Raw genomic sequence first — 17,211 nt, 5'->3', positions numbered from 1 at the left:
AAATCAGTGTGTCAGAAGCCAGTGTGTCAGCCCTTCCCACACACTATACCCATGTGCAGTTTAACGCCCTCGGCGGGCCCGAGGTACTCGAGCTGGCTCAGAGTCTCCTGCCAGCCATAGCGCCGGATCAGGTGCTGATCAAGGTGGAATATGCCGGCGTGAATGGCCCGGATGTCGCCCAGCGCCGCGGCCTCTATCCACCACCGCCTGGCGCCAGCGAGATCTTGGGCTTGGAGGTCTCGGGGACCATAGTCGCCTTAGGCGCCGAGGTAACCGGCTGGCGGCTGGGGGATAAGGTCTGCGCCCTGGTGCCCGGCGGTGGTTATGGCGAGTATGTAACCACCTGGGGCGTGCACTGTTTGCCGATCCCACAAGGGGTAAGCATGGCCCAGGCGGCTGCTCTACCCGAGACCTTCTTCACCGTGTGGGGACACATGTTTATGCGCGGCGGCCTCAAGCCGGGTGAGACAGTATTGATTCATGGTGGTTCGGGCGGAATTGGCTCGGCGGCGGTCACCTTAGCGAAACAATTTGCTGTTAAGGTGCTGGTCACCTGCAGCAGTCAGGAGAAGATTGACTACTGTCTAGGCCTAGGCGCCGACCATGGCTTTAACTATCACGACGAGGATCTGCTTGGTCAGATAAAGGCGGAGGCCCCGAAGGGGGTGGACCTGGTGCTGGATATGGCCTCGGGTGACCTTATCGACCTCAACCTCAAGGTGCTGGCGACAGAGGGACGACTGGTGACCATAGCCCTGCAGCGGGGCAGACGCGCCGAGGTGGATGTGGCAATGCTGATGGCCAAACGTATCTGCTGGACGGGGGCGACCCTGAGGCCGCAATCGGTCGCTGCCAAGCAGACGATCGCCGATGGGCTGCTCGAGTTGGTCTGGCCGAGGTTCGAAGCCGCCGAGGGGGCCGACCTGGTGCCTCATCTGTTTGCCGAATTTGCGCTGGCAGATGTCGCCAAGGCTCACGCCCTGATGGAGTCGGGGCAGCACAGAGGAAAGCTGGTGCTTAAGGTCACGAGCGACTCTCTCTAGCCTTTGCCCTAAGTACCGCCCTCAAGGGGCGGAGGGCTATTTTAACTTTGATATAAAGTGGGCTAGAAAAAACTTGAATAACTGATTTGATCGGCTAAATTCGTTACTAGTAACTACCGAGTGAACATTTTGATAGCAATTGAATAATTTTGATCTATTTGGCTATTGATTTCTGGCGGTATTTATTAAAAATGTGGGTGCTATTGTCTGGAGGCGTTTCTGACGATGGCAGCGACTAAGCTAACTGTTGTCAGCTTTATAATTTTATATTGGTATGTGTTGATTTAAGGGTATTAGCATATATGTATGACACGTCTAAAGAACCTGTTTGGTACGGTGAACTTCGTACGGCTCGAGGCAATACTATCCTCATCCACGACAAAGATTTTCCCGAAGCAAGTGCGGGGCGAGTTTATCTCTATAACACGGTAAGAGATGCCGTGATTGAATATGCAGAGGACATAGTTAAAGTGAACCTGCATGACCTTACGGAAGAGGAACTTAAGGCCGCAAAAGCCGAATTTGACGCGAATTGGTTAGTCACCCGAGCATCCTTCATGCAGCAGCATGCAGGATGGGTTGAAGCGATCCACGCTAAGCCGGCGCCAGCTCCTAAGAAGGCGAAGGTTGAAGTTGAAGAGAGCGCTAGCGACGATGACGACGATGATGTTGAACTCGAAGTCGATAGTCTGGACGATGGTTATGACGATTGGTCTGACGATGATGATCGCAGCTAGGCACTCAACCAGGCACCTAGTTTAGTTAGCCGCCATCCCTAGGTAAGAGGTTCCGGGTCCTCTGGAACCCCTACCTAAATATTCTCCCTATTTTCTTATCCCTTATTCCCATTAGTGCCTCGCTCAGAGCGTATCGAACTGATAGCGACTCATGTGGTGATAGACCTCGCCCGGCATCAGCCAGGGTGTGCCCGGTAGGTGTGCCTGATTGGGCGCGTCGGGCAGCTGCTGTGGTTCGACACATATCGCCTGATAAGAGGCCAGCCTTTGTCCCTGCTTGCCTGGGGTACCCTCGAGGAAGTTGCTGCCGTAGACCTGCACCCCGGGTTGGTTGGTGTAGAGGGTCATGCATCGTCCTGAGTCTGGTGCGCTGATGGTGCCGAAGCGGCTCAGGGCCTTACCGTCATGGTTGGGCGTCAGGTAACAGTGATCGATTCCTCGGGTCGGCTCACCTTCGAGCGCCGCCTTGACGCTGGCGAGGGACTGGCCTTGTCTCAGATCCAGCGGCGTGCCCGTTACCTGAGTCACATCCCTTGGGATCCCCTGCTCGTCTGTGGTGAGGTAGTGCTGGCTGTCACTCTGGATGATATGTCCCAGGCTGCTGCGCTCGCTGGCGCCTTCTAGGTTGAAGTAGCTGTGTTGGGTTAGGCTGATGGGGCAGGGGGCATCGCTGCTGGCGAGGATCTCCACATAGAGATTATTGCCCACCAGACGGTAATCGAGCTGGATGTTGGCGTTGCCGGGAAAGCCCATGTCGCCATCCGGGCTATAGAGGCTGAGGCGTACGCCATCGTTTAATTGGCCGATATGCCACTGCTTGCGATTAAAGCCCTCACGGCCGCCGTGTAGGCAATTATCCTGATGGTTCTTGTCCAAATTGAACTCTCGGCCATCCCGGCTGAGGCGGGCACCGGCGATGCGGTTGGCGTAGCGTCCGGCGATGGCCCCCAGGTGGGCGTCTTGGGTCAGGTAATCTTGGGCGCTGTCGCAGCCCAGCACGATATTGCCTCGCTCGCCCTTGTTATCAGGTACCCAGAGTGAGCGGATAATGCCGCCCAGGCTAAGCACCTCCATGGCCAGGGTGCCATTGTCTATGATGACACGTTCTATCTGGCCACCACGGGGATCGTTCCAGGCATCGAGCGGACGAAAACGTACCATGATTATCTTTTCCTTAAGGGATAAAAGTTGGACCCTATTGTATTATTTAGCCCTCTGATGAGGGCATGAATACGTATGCTAAACAGCAATTTACAGGCCTTTGGCCCGATCAGTAGAGTTCTTCGTCTAGCCTGGAGGCACCGTCGCTCGCCGAGCAGAGGTAGACGCTGGCTTCCAGGCCTGTTGCTGCCTGATATTGCCGCTCCACCGCCTCGACAACGGCGTCGGTGAGATCGTGGTCCACCAGGGCGACGACGCAGCCGCCGAAGCCGCCGCCTGTCATGCGCACACCGCCGCGATCGCCCACCACGGCGTCGATGATCTCCACCAGTTTGTCGATCGCTGGCACGGTAATCTCAAAATCGTCGCGCATCGATTGGTGCGACTGGGCCATGAGCTCGCTCAGCTTAGCGATGTTGCCCGCCTCCAAGGCGTGGGCGGCGTTCTGGGTGCGGCGGTTTTCGCTCAGCACATGGCGCGCCCTGCGGTAACAGACTTCTGGCAGCTCATCCTTGGCCGCTTCTAGGGTGTGCAGCGCCAGGTGGCGCAGGCTCTCGACGCCGAAATGTTCGGCGACCTGCTCGCACTGCTCGCGGCGCAGGTTATATTCGCTGTCTACCAGGCCTCGGGGAACGTTGGAGTTGACTATGATCAGGCTCAGGCTCTCAGGGATGGGCACGGGCTCATAGTCGAGATCCTCACAATCGATCAACAGGGCATGTTCCTCTTGGCCCATGGCGCTGATCATATGATCCATGATGCCACAGGCGCAGCCGACATATTGATTCTCGCCGCGTTGGGCCATCTGGGCCACCGCCAGTGGTGATAGCCTGAGCTGGCTGCAGTCGTTGAGCGCTGTGCCGAAGGCCAGCTCCAGGGCCGCGGAAGAGGAGAGGCCTGCCCCTAGGGGGACGCTACCCACCACGGCCAGATCCATCCCCTTGGCCGGTAGGCCGCTGGCCGATACCGCAGCGGTAAAGCCCTTGAGATAATTGATCCAGCTGTCGTTGGGGTCCATCTCACCCTCCTGGCCGAAGTGCCAGGTGTAGATCTTGCCGGGAAAGGCATCGGATACGGCGCGGAACTTATCATCGTCGCGCTGTTTCACTGCGATGACGGTGCGAAAATTGATGGCGGCGGGTAGGACGAACCCGTCGTTGTAATCTGTATGTTCGCCGATCAGGTTTACCCGGCCAGGTGCCTGATACAGGTCATCGGCCGTGGTACCAAAGGTCTGCACAAAAAGTTTATTGGCGCGCTGTCCGGTATTCGACATTGGTGTTGAACTTCTCAGAAAAAGTTAGTGTTCTCTGCCTGTGAGGCAGTCTTGTTCATGGTGGCATTAACCATGAGTCATCCTTGTCATTTTTATATCACGTCTCTGTCACCGATGTAACTGAGTTTTGTACGCCGGGATCGGGAAAATATCCTCTACAGCCTAGTGGTCGACTAACCAGCCCCTTGGCCGACGGGTTGTCATGGCATCATACCGAGCCGTAATCGACTCGGCTGCGGCTCATTTGGGGGCAGGCCGAATTCGGTGCAACCTAGTCCAGCGTCGGCTCGGCCGCGGGGGCTACGACTGGTCCGGCAAACAGCAGGCGATTCAAGGCCAGGGTGACCAGAATCGTTGTCAGCAGGGTGATCGCCATCAGGTGAATGAAGTGTAGTGGACTCCAGACGAAGGTGAAGAGGGCATAGAGCAGCACCCCGAAGACCTGGCCCCATTTTATCGCCTTGGCGCTAACATTTTTGAAGACCAGCGCACAAATAAAGGCCGCCAGCACAGGCATCGAGTAGAGGCCGTTGAGCTGTTGCAGCAGAGCTATGATGCTCTCCGAGCGGGCGAACAGGGGCACAAGTGCTACCGAGATCAGGGTAAACAGCAGAGCAACCCGAGTGCCTATCTTACGTACGTCGGTATCGGCATTGATGTAGTTCTGGTGGATGTCGCAGGTGTAGAGGGCGGCGGCCGAGTTGAGGCAGGAGTTGAAGGAGCTGAGCACGGCGCCGGCGATCACCGCGGCGAAGGCGCCAGAGAGCCAGCTTGGCAGCAGATCGCCCACCAACTTGCCATAGGCCACATCGCCCACGTCGCCATAGAGCTTGAAGGCGACGATACCCGGCAGCACGACGATCACCGGGATGATCAGCTTCATCACCACGGCGGCGTACAGGCCTTTCTGCGCCTCCTTCACCGACTTGGCGGCTAGGGCGCGTTGGGTGATCACCATGTTGGTGCCCCAGTAGAAGATCTGTATGAAGATCATCCCGGTGAGCAGGGTCGACCAGGGAATGTCCGACTGGCTATCACCGATCAGGGTCAGGCGTTCCAGCGGGACGCCGGAGAGATCCCAGTCCACGGCGTGCATCGCCAGGTAGGAAACCGCCAGCCCCATCAGGATCAGCCCGAGGCCGTTGAGGGTATCTGAGATGGCGATGGCTCTCAGGCCGCCGAAGATGGCGTAGATGGCGCCCACCACGGCGAAGATGATGGCCAGCACGGTGACCGAGATAGAGAGGCCGAACATGGACTTCATAAACAGCGAGCCTGTGTAGAGCACCACCGGCAGCAGGATGAAGGCGTACCCAAGCATGAAGAGTACAGAGACCATGGCGCGGATCCCCTTGTCCTGATACTTACGCTCCAGCAGCTCAGTGGTGGTGGTGCAGTTGTAGCGGTAGTAGATGGGGATCAACCACTTGGCCAGGATGATCAGGCCCAGCGCGGCGGCGATCTCCCACCAGGCGACCAGCAGGGTCTGGGCGCCATTCATGCCGACGATCTGCTCGGCGCTGATGTTGGTCATCATCAAGGAGCCGGCCACCACTATCCAACTCAGGCCGCCGCCGGCGAGAAAGTAGTCGCGACTGTCACTGCTGTCTCGGCTCACCTTGCGACACTTGATATAGGTGATCAGGGCGACCAGCGCCGTGAGGGCGACGAAGATCGCCACCTGTATTGTCTGTTCCATCTGCTTGCTTCCTTATTGTTATTCTCTTGCCAGGGTAGGGATATCGTCATCGCTGCCCACAGGCATCAGGGTAAAGCCGAAGCGGATCGGCTCGGCCTTGATGCGGTAGGGCCCATGCACAGGACGGCCCCAGGAGGTATCACCGCCGACGCCCATCTGGCGGTAATCGATATTCCAGGTGACGAACTCCCTGAGCGGGATCTCGGCGCCGTGGTTTCGGGTGACCGCCACCAGGCCCGACGCGGAGTCCTGAGCATCGCCGCGGCGAAAATCTATGTCGGCCTGGGCGAAGGGCCAGAGGCTGGTCTGTAGCGTCGCGACCTCTTTGCCCTGGTTTCCGGCCACCTCTCCTGCCTTATTTCCGCTCTGGGCCAGGTTAGCGATCGCTAGCCAACCCTGGCTCTCATGATCTGTCACCGCGGCGTAGCGCACCTGGGTACGTTGGCCCGTCTCTTGGGGTCTGGGGTATCTGTGATAGGTTTGCTCGATCGGCAGGGCATACCAGCCCAGGGGATTGCCCGACTGGCGATCGGCATAGGTCTCTTCTGGGCCGCGGCCAAAGTAACTCAGGTACCTGTGCTCAAAGCCTAGCCGGGTGCTGAAGCCGAAGCGGGGCAGATCGGCAAGGGGCTTATCGCTAGGGATAAACTGGCTGTCGATAGCCAGGCGTCCGGCATTATCCAGGCTATAGCGGGTGCGTAGGCTAAAGTCCATCTCGGGATGGGACTGGCTGATGGTCAGGCCAAGGGCGGGAGCTGCGTCGATTGCCGTGACCTCTAGCGCCTTAGCGGCGTCTTGCCAGGCGCCGGCCCACTCGGGCATCTGATTGCCCAGATCGTTATCGGTTGGCGCGCGCCAGAAGTTTGCCATCAGCGGCGCCTTAAGTTGGGGCTCACCCTCTTGGTAAATCTGGGTCAGCCAGCCGCTGCGTTTATCAAACTCATAGCTCAGATCACCCGAGGTGAGGCGATAGCTGTCGCTATCCTCGCTGATCTTGGCCTGGTTTTTCTTTACTTGATAAGCGGCTTTTGCCCCGAAGCGTGGCAGGGCAAACTGCTCGAAGGCGATGCGGTGATCGCTTGGCAGCATCGGCCTAGGCGTATCGACCAGCACCTCGAGCAGCAGGTGATACTCGAAGGGCTCACCTAAGGTTTGTTCGTTTGGCAGGTTAAAGCTCACCCGGGTATGCTCGCCGGGGGGCAGCGTCGGCATGGCCTGGCGCTTGCTGGCCATGGCCTGACCGTCTCGCTGCAGCATCCAGTTCAGGCTCAGGCCGGAGGTGGAGGCAAAGTCGAAGCCGTTGACTAGATTCACCGAGGCCTTATCACCCTCAATCTTAAAGTCTGTCAGCTTGATGGGCTGATAGACCTTTTTTACCTCGCTCAGGTGAGGGTGTGGGTTACGGTCGGGATCCACCAAGCCGTTGTTGAGGAAGTTGCCGTCTGTGGGCATGTCGGGGTGATAGTCCTTGCCGTAGGCCCAGTATCTCTGACCTAAATCGTTGGTGAAAGCCAGCGACTGATCCACCCAGTCCCAGATGAAGCCACCCTGCAGCTGAGGATAGGCCTCGATAACATCCCAGTAGTCTTGCAGGTTGCCCACAGAGTTGCCCATGGCGTGGGCGTATTCGATCATGATCAGCGGCCGGTCGCTGGCGCGCTCGGCGTATTCGCGTATCCGCTCGATGGAGGGATACATGGGGGCGACGATATCAGTGTAAGGCGCCTCGCCTGCCGGCTCATACTGCACCGGGCGGCTGGGATCCCGCCACTTAATCCACTGATAGAGGTGCTCAAACAGCTTGCCTTCACCCGCCTCGTTACCCAGAGACCAGATGATCACCGAGGGGTGGTTCTTGTCTCGCTCGACCATGCGCTCGATACGCGCCTGATGGGCGGGCAGCCAGCTCATCTCGTTGCCCAGTTGGGTCTTTTCGTCTATCGCCAGGGGGTGGGACTCTATGTTGGCCTCATCGATCACATACAGGCCGTAGCGGTCGGCGAGGCTGAGCCAGTAGGGATGATTGGGGTAGTGGCTGGAGCGTACCGCATTGATGTTGTTCTGTTTCATCAGGCGAATATCCAGCTCCATGGTCTCGCGGCTGACCACATGGCCGGTTTGGGGATCTGTCTCGTGACGATCCACGCCGCGTATGGTGATCGCCTTGTTGTTGACCTTAAGCTGACCCTTCTCGATGGCAATCTTACGCACGCCAATCTGCTGGCTGGTCACCTGGAGCGTCTCTCCCTCCTCTGTCCTGAGGGTCAAGATGAGCCGATACAGATTCGGCGTCTCGGCGCTCCACAGCTTGGGGTGCTCCAGGGGCTGGCTGAAGTCGAGCTGGGCATCGCCTTTCAGGCTCAAACGCTGGTTATCCTTTGCGACCTGATTGCCATGGGGATCCAGCAGGCTAGCCTCTAGTACTAGGGTTCTCGTCTCTGGCTGATGGTTGGTGAGATCGACCCTGATGGCAAGCTCGGCGCGGGTGAGGTCTTCATTTAGCTGGCTGACAACCTGGATATCTTCTATGCGCTGCTTGGGCGTGGCGTAGAGGTAGACCTCGCGCTCTATGCCCGTCATTCGCAGCATATCCTGGCTTTCCAGGTAACTGGCGTCACTCCAGCGGATCAGCTGCATGGCGACGAGATTGTCGCCCGCTTGCAGATAGGGAGTGATGTCGAATTCCGCCGGGGTCTTGGCCCCCTGGCTGTAGCCGACCTCCTGGCCATTGACGAACAGGGTCAGGGCCGAGCGCGCCGCGCCTATGTGGATGAACACCTGTTTCTGTTGCCAATGGACGGGCAGGGTAAAGACCTTGCGGTAGAGGCCAGTGGGATTGTGGTCACTCGGCGCATCGGGCCACTTCGTGTCGAAGGGATAGCGCTCGTCGAGGTAGATGGCGTGGCCATAGCCCTGGGTCTCGAGATTGCCCGGTACCTGGATGCTGCCCCAGTGGCTGGCATCAAAATCAGATGTTGCGAAGCCTTTGGGCGTGGCGCTAGGATTCTTAGCCAGATGAAATTGCCAGCGACCATTGAGATCCAGGTAAAGCTGGCTGCGGTCCATCTCGTCCAGTAGCGCCAGGGGCTCAGACTCATAGCCGAAGAAGCTGGCATGGGGCGCCAGCTTGTTGATCTCGAATAGTGTATGGTCCTGCCAGCGTTCGTTGGCTGAAGCTGGTATTGAGAATATCAGCCCAGCGGTCAATGAAAGAGTCAGTGAGAGAGTAGCTGTGAGTCTCAGTGGTAGCGAGAAGCGGTTGATCATTGTGGCGTGTCCTTACGTTGCCAGGTGATGGCAATAAAATCCAAAGTGGGGCTGATGGCGATCCGAGAGGGGCTCTGGTGGTGCGGTGTCGGCGGGTTAAGCTTGGTTACTGCCTGCCAGCCAGACAGATCTTGCTGCGGCGTCTCGGTTATATTTTTATCAGCGCCGGCCAAGGGCGCGTAGGGCCAACAGCGAAGCACAGTGCCCTCTAGGTTAAACAGCCAGCCATCGCTGCTCCAGGCATAGTCTTCGCTGCCCTGGCCCAGGTCGATAAGTGGCGTGTGGCTGCCAGAGCCTGGGTCAAACAGGGTGACCAGCCGCTCACCGTCCATGCGTTTCTTAAGGTAACTGAACTGCCTGATATTTGGCAGGGCGTGCAGGCTGCGCCCGGCATCGCTCACCACGAAGTGGCGCTCGTCGGCGCTTTCGCCATCGCCCTCATAGTAGAGGTTGTATCCATATCTGGCCCAGATCAGGGTGCCGATATCCTCTAGTCTGGCGTAGTAACCTGCGGGGATCAGGCTGTTTACGGCGCGCTCGGGCCTTGCTTTATCGTGCAGTGACTGCCGCCATATGCTCTGATGAGGCACGCCCTGTTCGGCTACATAGCTGAGGCCCTGTGAGGTTAGCTGAGGCGAGTATTCGCTGATCTCTGGGGTGTGGGTTAGGGCGGTTATTGCGCCGGTTTTGATGTCGAAACCGTAGATGTCGTTATGCTCACCGGCGCGATCCGAGGCAAACACCAGCTGTTTGCCATCAAAGCCGAAGGCGGCCTGGTTATCGTAACCCGGGCGATCGCTGACCCTGATGGGCTCGCCGAGACGCCAGTGGGGGGCCTCGGCCTGTTTTGCTACAGGGTAGAGCCAGATGTCATAACCCGCGGCACTGACCTGAGCGGTCACGCCGGCTAGCAGGCAGAGACTTGTCTTGAGTATGTTTCCGAAATTATTGTATTGATTAGTTTTTTGTTTTTTTGTCGGCACAGTATTGTACTTCCCATCTTATCGCAGGATGGCAAGTACAATACAAGATATTTGGAATAATGTATACAATCCAAGGTTTGGGCTCGGTTAGGGCTAGCCTGTGGCCTCCTGGGGCTCGACCGCGATATCGGCCTCATGCTGCTTGCCGGACTTGAGCTCGCAAATCACATGCTCGACAAAACCGGCACCGGCGGCCTCGTAGAGGTTGAAGACGCTGTGCACCCCGGCAGCCTTGAGGGACTGGGCATCCTCACTGTATTGCACTATGGCGCTGAGTTTGCCCTGATAATCCTGGCGTTTAAGCTGCTCTACCGCAAACTGGTTACCCGCGTGATGGGGCATGGCTAGCAGCACCAGCTCCAGGTTTGGCGCCCTGTCCAGCTTCTCCCAGAAGTCGGTATCCGAGGCGTCCCCCTGTACTACGTTGCGTCCCTGCTCGCGGTGGAAGTCCACCAGATCTTGCTTGTGTTCTACCCCCAGGATCTCGCCGTCAAACTGGTTGGCTAACTCGTCGTAGGCGCCGCTACCGATACGCCCCATCCCCAGAATGAGGAAGCGCGGATTGCCCACAGGGATCTGTCTATCTTCGGGATGTAACGGGTGTCTTTCCAGCTTCTGCAACCGACTCTGAAATTTCTGGTACAGGCGGGCCGAGGCGGCGTTAAGCGGCGCGGCAAACAGGAAGCTTAGGCTGAGGGCCACGGCCAGGATCACCATCCATTGCCCAGGTAGCCAGCCCTTGCTGGTGGCCACGGCGGCGACGATCAGGCCAAATTCGCTGTAGTTGCCCAGGTTGAGTGAGGTCATCAAGGATGTGCGCGAGCGCAATCTGAAGTGGGTCAGTAGATAGAGGAAGAGAAGGATCTTCACAGGTACGATAAGCACCAAAAGGGCCGCCAGGCCTATGTCGGCGAAGCTCGGCAGGCCGTTGAGGCCGACCGTGAGGAAGAAGGCCACCAGAAACAGTTCTTTGAAGTAGAAGAGCGACTTGGCCAGCTCAGACGACTTGGCATGACCCGCCAGCAGTATGCCGATGATCAGCGCGCCAAGATCCGGCTTGAGTCCGACCAGTTCGAACAGACCGGCACCCACCACCAGAGCCATCACCAGGCCGAAGAGCACCAGGAGTTCACCGTGACCGACTTTGTCAAACGCCTTGTAGATGAGCGGTCTGGCGAAGGGAAGCAGCAATAGCCCCAGGGCCCAGATCGAGGGAATATCCCCCTTGGAGATGGTGAGGAAGGCGACGGCAAAGATATCCTGCATGATCAGGATACCTATGGCGACGCGGCCATAGAGGGACTGCATGTCACCCTTATCTTCCAGCACCTTGACGGCAAAGATGGTGCTGGAGAAGCTTAATGCGAAGGCGAGTAGGGCCAGTTGATTGAAGGCCAGCCCGCTCAATTGTTCCAGCCCCAGCAGGCCGAACAGCTTGAGCAGGGGCACCAGGAAGATGATGGAGCCCATCAGGTGCAGGCTGGAGCCTGCCCACACCTCGGCCTTAAACAGGCTACGAATATCCAGCTTGAGGCCGATGGCGAATAAAAGCAGGGTGACCCCCAGCTCCGCCAGTTGTTCCAACAGGGGCAGGCTGCTCTCGTCGATACCGAAGAGGAATAATACGAAGCCCGCGACCAGATAACCTATTAACGGCGGTAGACCGATTCGACTGACAAGCATGCCACAGGCTAAGGTGATGATGAGGATGGCGGGTTCCATGTTGCTCCTAGCGTTCCGAGAGATATACCCCTGATTGTATAGGAATTGGGTTAACTATAAATGAAAACTTTGATGAGAGAGCTATCTTTTAGCCGATAATAAAAAACCTCCCGTAGGAGGTTTTTATGTCGTGGCTGTGAGGCCGTCTGAGCCTATTTGGCCAGCAGGTGATCCAGGTGTGCGGCAAACTCCGCTGGCTTCATGAAGCCTGTGACGCGCAGATCGTCGCGGATCTCGCCCTTGGCATCGAACATCAAGAGGGTCGGCAGCCCCAACACATCATAGTGCTCCAGCAGCTCGATATCTAAGGTGTCGTTTTTGGTCACGTCGGCCTGGAGGAACACCATCTGTGACAGGCGAGCCTGTACCTCTGGATCGACGAAGGTGATCTTCTCAAACTCCTTACAGGCGACACACCAGTCGGCGTAGAGATCCAGCATAACGGGCTTACCCTGGGCATTGGCGGCGGCCACCTCGGTCTGTAGATCTGCAAGGCTCTTGATGGTCTTATGGCTCACCTTATGGTTCACGGCGCCCGTTTGGGTCTGGTAACCCAAGCTGTTCATGATCGCCTGGAAACCATAGGAGAAGCTGCCCAGCAGGATAAGTAACAGCAGCACGGAGCGCACCGTCTGTTTCCAGTTAAACTCGGTGAGTTTGTTCTGGTGCATCAGGTAGGCGGTCAGCGTAATGCCCCATAGAGCCCACAGCAGATCCGACACCAGGCCTGTCCAGATACGGCCTATCATCAGGATAGAGACGGCGATCAGCAGGAAGCCGAACACTGTCTTGATCACATCCATCCAGGCACCGGCACGTGGCAGTAGCTTACCCCCGGACGAGCCTATGATCAGCAGCGGCAGTCCCATGCCCATGCTAAGCACATAGAGAGCCAGGAAGCCCTGCAACAGGTCGCCGGTTTGCGCTACATAGACCAGGGCGCCCGATAGCGGCGCCGTGGTGCAAGGCGAGGCCACCAGACCCGAGATAACCCCCATGATAAACACGCCCAGGACGTTGCCGCCCTTCTGGTTGTTGGAGAAACGGTTCATCTTCTCCTGCCAGCTCGCTGGCAGTCGTAGCTCGTACAGGCCGAACATGGAGAGGCTGAGGATGAAGAAGAGAATCGCTAGCACCACCAACACCGCGGGGTGTTGCAGCGCAGCCTGATATTTCATGCCCGCCGAGGCGACGATAAGCCCCAGCAGCGAGTAGGTGATTGCCATCCCCTGCACATAGACCATGGAGAGGCTGAAGGCCTTAGCTGTAGAGAGCTTCTCTCCCTGCCCAACGATAATGCCCGACAGGATTGGATACATGGGGAAGACGCAGGGGGTGAGCGCCAGGCCTATGCCCAGGCCGAAGAAGATGACCAGGGTCCACAGCAGGTTATCGCCAGATAGCATCTGACTGAGGGAGTCCTGCTGGGTGATAGGCGTCTGTTTGTCTTGGGTGTCGCTCGCCACGGGAGCCGTCTTTAGCACCTCGGGGAGCAGGCCCGCGTTGGCGGCGACTTGAGTCAACGGCGCACTACGAGTGGTGGGCGGAAAGCAGAGCTTACCCTCGGCGCAGCCCATGAAGGTTACGCTGATGTTGGCCTGTTCTGCAGCCTCCTTGAGGGCCACGGGCACCTCGATGTAAGAGTAGTAGACCTGCTGCTCGCCGAAATACTCATCGCTGTGGGCCTTGCCCTTGGGCAGCTGGATCTCCCCCAGAGTCGCACCGTCGGCGGCGAACTTGAGCTTGTCGCGATACAGGTAGTAGCCGTCGGCGATTACCCAGCTGATCTTAACCAGGTTGCCTTCTTGTTGGGCATCGAAGACGAAGGCCTGATCCACAGGCATCAGCTGAGGTTCATCTTTTAGAAAATCAAACTTACTGTTGCTGAACAGGCTTTCACTTTGTGCCCCGGGGGCGATCAGCAGCAGGGTCGAGAGGAAGAGGAACAGTATTTTCTTCATGATAGTGAGGTTTCTTTTATCCATGCTAAGTAAGCCGCCGAACCAGTGTGGATCTCGGTGGCGATCAGCTCGGGAACTTGGTAGGGGTGCAGCGACAAGAGGGTTTGCTCCAGCTTGTCGTAATGACGGGCCAGACATTTTATCTGCAGGCTAACCTCTGTCTCCTGGCACACTTCACCCTCCCAGGTGTAGAGTGAGGTGACGGGGGCGGAGATCTGAATACAGGCCGCTAACTTGGCTTCAACTAAGGCGCGGGCCAGGGTGCTGGCCGTCTCATTATCCGGACAGCTGGTGGTGACGAGTAGACATTTTTCCTGCATCTGTCGTTTTTACCCTGTATGGTCATTAATTGGGTGTTAAGGTAACCGGGTTATACTGGCTCTCGACTGTGTCATGAGCGCCAGGGTCTGTTTATCTTTCAGGTTTAATTTTTGTTCAATCTAAACGCGTTTTGCTCAAGGCGCGTGCTGTGTCGCATAGTTATTCTATGTAAAAAGCACGCAACACAGGGCAAGGCGTGTTTAAATGAACCCTTCGGGCAGCTTTTGTAGGCCATTTCTACGGCGTTATCTCCTGTTCATGTAGATTAACTACACTACACAGGCTCTGCCTTGTATAAATCCCCTACAAAATGCTGCAAAAACAAACAGGAAAGGTCAACAGACCCTAGCTACTTTACGTGTTTTGTCGGCGACTTGCATTAAGCTATTGCTAAAATAGTGAGCTTATTCCAAGTTTGTCACCGGGTTAATCCCGGCAAAAGTGTGTCCCGACTTGAAAGTAGACCCGTTCGCCCCCATTTAGTTTTCAATCAAATAGAAATTTCGGTCAGTTTGTGAGGTCAGCGTGTTTTTCATCCTATTGATTATCTTTGTTCTCATACCCGTCATTGAGCTCAATGTGCTGATCCGCGTCGGCGAAACCTTAGGCAGCTGGACCACGGTGGGACTGGTGATATTCACCGCCGTGGTGGGGGTCTCACTGGTGCGCAGCCAGGGGATCCAAACTCTGATGCAGGTGCAGCAGAAACTGTCCCGTGGCGAGGCGCCTGGCCAGGAGATCGTCGAGGGCATGATGCTGGCCATGGCCGGCTTACTGCTGCTGATCCCGGGTTTCGTGACCGATTTTATCGGCCTCCTGCTGTTAACCCCGCTGACGCGCGGACCCATAGCCGCCTTCCTCTACAAGCGGATGCAGGTCAAGGTGAGTCAGCAGGGGGGCTTTCACGGCCAATTTGGTCACGGCCAGTCTAGGCAGGGGCCATTCGGGCCAAATGGTTCTGCCGGTGGCCGCTCGCCCTTCGATCGCTCTCCCTTTGACGAGAAGGGCAACACCTTCGATGGCGACTATGAGCGCAAGCCAGATCCTTCCGACAAGCTCGATGAGGAGCGTCAGTTAGGGGACAAGCCCGAGGACGATAAGGCAAGCGATGAGGACAAGCGCGAGCCGAAATAATTTATTCTTCCCGTTGGGCCATGACTTCCTTGGGGTTTCTGGGGTAGAAGTGGTCCGCCTTCCTGTCGATATGCTGAAAGCGGCGGGTGTTCTTGTAGGGGAGCTTCATGAAGCCTGCAACCCCTTTCCCTTGAATCTTATCCACATGACTGAGGATCCTGTCTAGGCTCGCCCTGAAGGCCGCCTGTTTGCGGGGATTTAACAGCCGCAGATAGCTGTGGATCTTCATATGGTTAGGTAGTACCTCGAAGATGATGCAGCCGGTATGGTGTATCTGGTTGATCCAGCCAAGCTCTGTCATGATCTCCTTGGGCAGCTCCAGGTTTTCGTCTGGGTCGCGGCCATCCTCGAAATAGGAGTGCAGCCTGGATTTATCCTCCAGCGAAGGCACATCGCCCACCTCGAAGGGGAGCTGTTGATCTGGGCTCGGGCTGAAGGGCTGATCTGTGTCGTCGCGCTCCAGATGCAGGGTGTCGCGGGCGTTGAAGAAGCAGGCCTTAAACACCCCGATGCGGCGAATGCCCCGCGCCAGGGTCACCATGTTGTTCACCGCCAGGGTGAGCGCCGCCTTCTCCTCGGCGTTGTAGGTGGCCAGGTTGGAGTCGATAAACACCCCCGACTCCTGCCAGTGGATTGCCAGGCCGCCTACCAGGGAGTATTGGCCCACCCGGCTGACCGCGGCGATAAACCCCTTCTCGGTATCTCCCATGCCCGCCATGAAGTTGCGGTAGTACTTCTCCAGCTGGAGATCGTCCAGCTTCTCTATGGGCTCGTCTTCGTTGTGCTCCCGCAGGAAGGATTTGCGCGAGCTGTAGGTGACTGTCTCAACATCTTTGCCCTGCTTGAGGGTCCACACAGGGATCTCCGGCTGTAGCGGTGGCGTGGGCAGATCCGGCAGGTGCAGGCGATGGCTGTGGGCCATGCTCTTGAGAAAATAGTCTCCGGCGCGGTTGCGGGTAGCCGGATCCTCGCTGAGCATGCCGTCCAGGGTGCGTGCAAGTTCTATGGGCAGGCCTATGCTGCTGGCGGGGATCACCTTGCTGCCGAAACGGCTGGCCTGGCCCGAGGCCAGGGCATAGAGGGTCGCCGCTACTCCCTGCTCGTCGAACCTGGGGCTGGATAGGGCGCCGCTGAGCTGCTCCTCGCCGATGAAATAGACATCCCCCATGCGGGCGTTGGTGTGTTGCTGGTCGCTGGAGAGCAGGTCCATCACATTGCCGTTGACCGGATTGCCCTCGCCGTCACGCTGGGCAAATACCGCCGAGCCCCAGTCGATCAGCGAGAGATGATCCCGCTCCATGTCATATACCAGGTTAGAGGGCTTGATGTCGCCATGCACCAGGGGGCGGCCGTTGTGCAGATAGTTGAGGATCTGTGCCAGCTGGCGGGCGATGCTGACGATGATGCGTACCGGCAGGGCGCCGTGCCTGAGGCAGAGCCTGTCGAGATCTTCCCCCGGTGCCCTGGCCATTACCAGGATCCCTTGCTTACCCACATGCTCAAACTTTATAACCGGCGGCACATTGGGGTGAATCACCTGGGAGAGCATGTAAGCCTCCTCCTCCAGCCTGTCCTGGATCTGCTGGGGCAGGGTGATGCGGGAGAACTTAAATACGTGGGCCTGGCCGTGGCCATTGACGCCGGCAAACACGAAGCCGTAGGCGCCCTTGCCCACCAGTTCGATATCTGAGTAGCCCAGTTTGCTGAGCTGCTGCTTACACAGCCTAATCCACGCCTTGTGTTTGCGGGCGTCATCTGCCTTGAGCAGGTAGATAGACTGCTCTTCGGAGATATAAAAGTGTTGTAGTTCTGGGCTGGGGGCTTGGTTGTTGGGCATGGGGCTTTTCGTTGAATTTCGATATGTTTTTATAGCAAGAAGCGACGGCTGGGCACAATAGCTAGATTTT

The 17,211-nt window shown here is 57.4% G+C and carries 12 protein-coding genes; 3 read left to right on the top strand and 9 right to left on the bottom strand.

Features of this window, described 5'->3' with window-relative positions; genetic code table 11:
- Window positions 1-23: 23 nt before the first annotated feature.
- Window positions 24-1,043, top strand: coding sequence for a zinc-binding dehydrogenase (locus GNT65_RS03540; RefSeq protein WP_160793739.1), 1,020 nt, complete (start codon window positions 24-26; stop codon window positions 1,041-1,043).
- A gap of 302 nt (window positions 1,044-1,345) precedes the next feature.
- Window positions 1,346-1,780 carry a hypothetical protein gene (locus GNT65_RS03535; protein WP_160793738.1) on the top strand — a complete coding sequence of 145 codons (435 nt, stop codon included), beginning with the start codon at window positions 1,346-1,348 and terminating at the stop codon, window positions 1,778-1,780.
- A gap of 123 nt (window positions 1,781-1,903) precedes the next feature.
- Here GNT65_RS03535 and GNT65_RS03530 read toward each other — a convergent pair whose 3' ends face one another.
- From GNT65_RS03530 to cutA, 8 genes are all read right to left on the bottom strand, one after another.
- Complete coding sequence (locus GNT65_RS03530; RefSeq protein WP_160793737.1) at window positions 1,904-2,941, bottom strand: aldose epimerase family protein; 1,038 nt, start codon at window positions 2,939-2,941, stop codon at window positions 1,904-1,906.
- Window positions 2,942-3,050: 109 nt separating this feature from the next.
- Window positions 3,051-4,217, bottom strand: a complete 1,167-nt coding sequence (gene galK, locus GNT65_RS03525) for a galactokinase (protein ID WP_160793736.1) — start codon at window positions 4,215-4,217, stop codon at window positions 3,051-3,053.
- Between the two features lie 271 nt (window positions 4,218-4,488).
- Window positions 4,489-5,916, bottom strand: a complete 1,428-nt coding sequence (locus tag GNT65_RS03520; RefSeq protein WP_160793735.1) for a solute:sodium symporter family transporter — start codon at window positions 5,914-5,916, stop codon at window positions 4,489-4,491.
- An 18-nt stretch (window positions 5,917-5,934) separates the two neighbouring features.
- Window positions 5,935-9,183: a glycoside hydrolase family 2 TIM barrel-domain containing protein gene (locus GNT65_RS03515; RefSeq protein ID WP_160793734.1), complete on the bottom strand. Its 3,249-nt coding sequence runs from the start codon at window positions 9,181-9,183 to the stop codon at window positions 5,935-5,937.
- Window positions 9,180-10,166, bottom strand: coding sequence for a TolB family protein (locus tag GNT65_RS03510; RefSeq protein ID WP_160793733.1), 987 nt, complete (start codon window positions 10,164-10,166; stop codon window positions 9,180-9,182). The genes GNT65_RS03515 and GNT65_RS03510 overlap by 4 nt, the downstream gene beginning before the upstream one ends.
- 93 nt (window positions 10,167-10,259) lie before the next feature.
- On the bottom strand, window positions 10,260-11,888 hold the full coding sequence (locus tag GNT65_RS03505) for a cation:proton antiporter family protein (protein ID WP_160793732.1): 1,629 nt from the start codon (window positions 11,886-11,888) through the stop codon (window positions 10,260-10,262).
- Between the two features lie 152 nt (window positions 11,889-12,040).
- On the bottom strand, window positions 12,041-13,849 hold the full coding sequence (locus GNT65_RS03500) for a protein-disulfide reductase DsbD (RefSeq protein ID WP_160793731.1): 1,809 nt from the start codon (window positions 13,847-13,849) through the stop codon (window positions 12,041-12,043).
- Window positions 13,846-14,169: a divalent-cation tolerance protein CutA gene (gene cutA, locus GNT65_RS03495; protein WP_160793730.1), complete on the bottom strand. Its 324-nt coding sequence runs from the start codon at window positions 14,167-14,169 to the stop codon at window positions 13,846-13,848. The genes GNT65_RS03500 and cutA overlap by 4 nt, the downstream gene beginning before the upstream one ends.
- Before the next feature lie 526 nt (window positions 14,170-14,695).
- Here cutA and GNT65_RS03490 point away from each other — a divergent pair.
- Window positions 14,696-15,304, top strand: coding sequence for an FxsA family protein (locus GNT65_RS03490; RefSeq protein ID WP_160793729.1), 609 nt, complete (start codon window positions 14,696-14,698; stop codon window positions 15,302-15,304).
- A 1-nt stretch (window position 15,305) separates the two neighbouring features.
- On the opposite strand, the gene GNT65_RS03485 is transcribed toward GNT65_RS03490, so the two are convergent.
- The gene (locus GNT65_RS03485; RefSeq protein ID WP_160793728.1) at window positions 15,306-17,141 is read right to left on the bottom strand and encodes a protein kinase domain-containing protein; all 1,836 of its coding nucleotides are present in this window, start codon (window positions 17,139-17,141) and stop codon (window positions 15,306-15,308) included.
- Between the last annotated feature and the right edge of the window lie 70 nt (window positions 17,142-17,211).

It is taken from the genome of Shewanella insulae (assembly GCF_009831655.1).
GTDB classification, from domain to species: domain Bacteria; phylum Pseudomonadota; class Gammaproteobacteria; order Enterobacterales; family Shewanellaceae; genus Shewanella; species Shewanella insulae.
This window is presented reverse-complemented; position numbering and strand designations above follow the sequence as displayed.

What these genes read in the sequence shown, in the direction of transcription:
- GNT65_RS03535 (WP_160793738.1), top strand. Translation starts at nt 1,346, where the DNA reads ATGTATGACACGTCTAAAGAACCTGTTTGGTACGGTGAACTTCGTACG.
- GNT65_RS03530 (WP_160793737.1), bottom strand. Translation starts at nt 2,941, where the DNA reads ATGGTACGTTTTCGTCCGCTCGATGCCTGGAACGATCCCCGTGGTGGC.
- galK (WP_160793736.1), bottom strand. Translation starts at nt 4,217, where the DNA reads ATGTCGAATACCGGACAGCGCGCCAATAAACTTTTTGTGCAGACCTTT.
- GNT65_RS03520 (WP_160793735.1), bottom strand. Translation starts at nt 5,916, where the DNA reads ATGGAACAGACAATACAGGTGGCGATCTTCGTCGCCCTCACGGCGCTG.
- GNT65_RS03515 (WP_160793734.1), bottom strand. Translation starts at nt 9,183, where the DNA reads ATGATCAACCGCTTCTCGCTACCACTGAGACTCACAGCTACTCTCTCA.
- GNT65_RS03505 (WP_160793732.1), bottom strand. Translation starts at nt 11,888, where the DNA reads ATGGAACCCGCCATCCTCATCATCACCTTAGCCTGTGGCATGCTTGTC.
- GNT65_RS03500 (WP_160793731.1), bottom strand. Translation starts at nt 13,849, where the DNA reads ATGAAGAAAATACTGTTCCTCTTCCTCTCGACCCTGCTGCTGATCGCC.
- cutA (WP_160793730.1), bottom strand. Translation starts at nt 14,169, where the DNA reads ATGCAGGAAAAATGTCTACTCGTCACCACCAGCTGTCCGGATAATGAG.
- GNT65_RS03485 (WP_160793728.1), bottom strand. Translation starts at nt 17,141, where the DNA reads ATGCCCAACAACCAAGCCCCCAGCCCAGAACTACAACACTTTTATATC.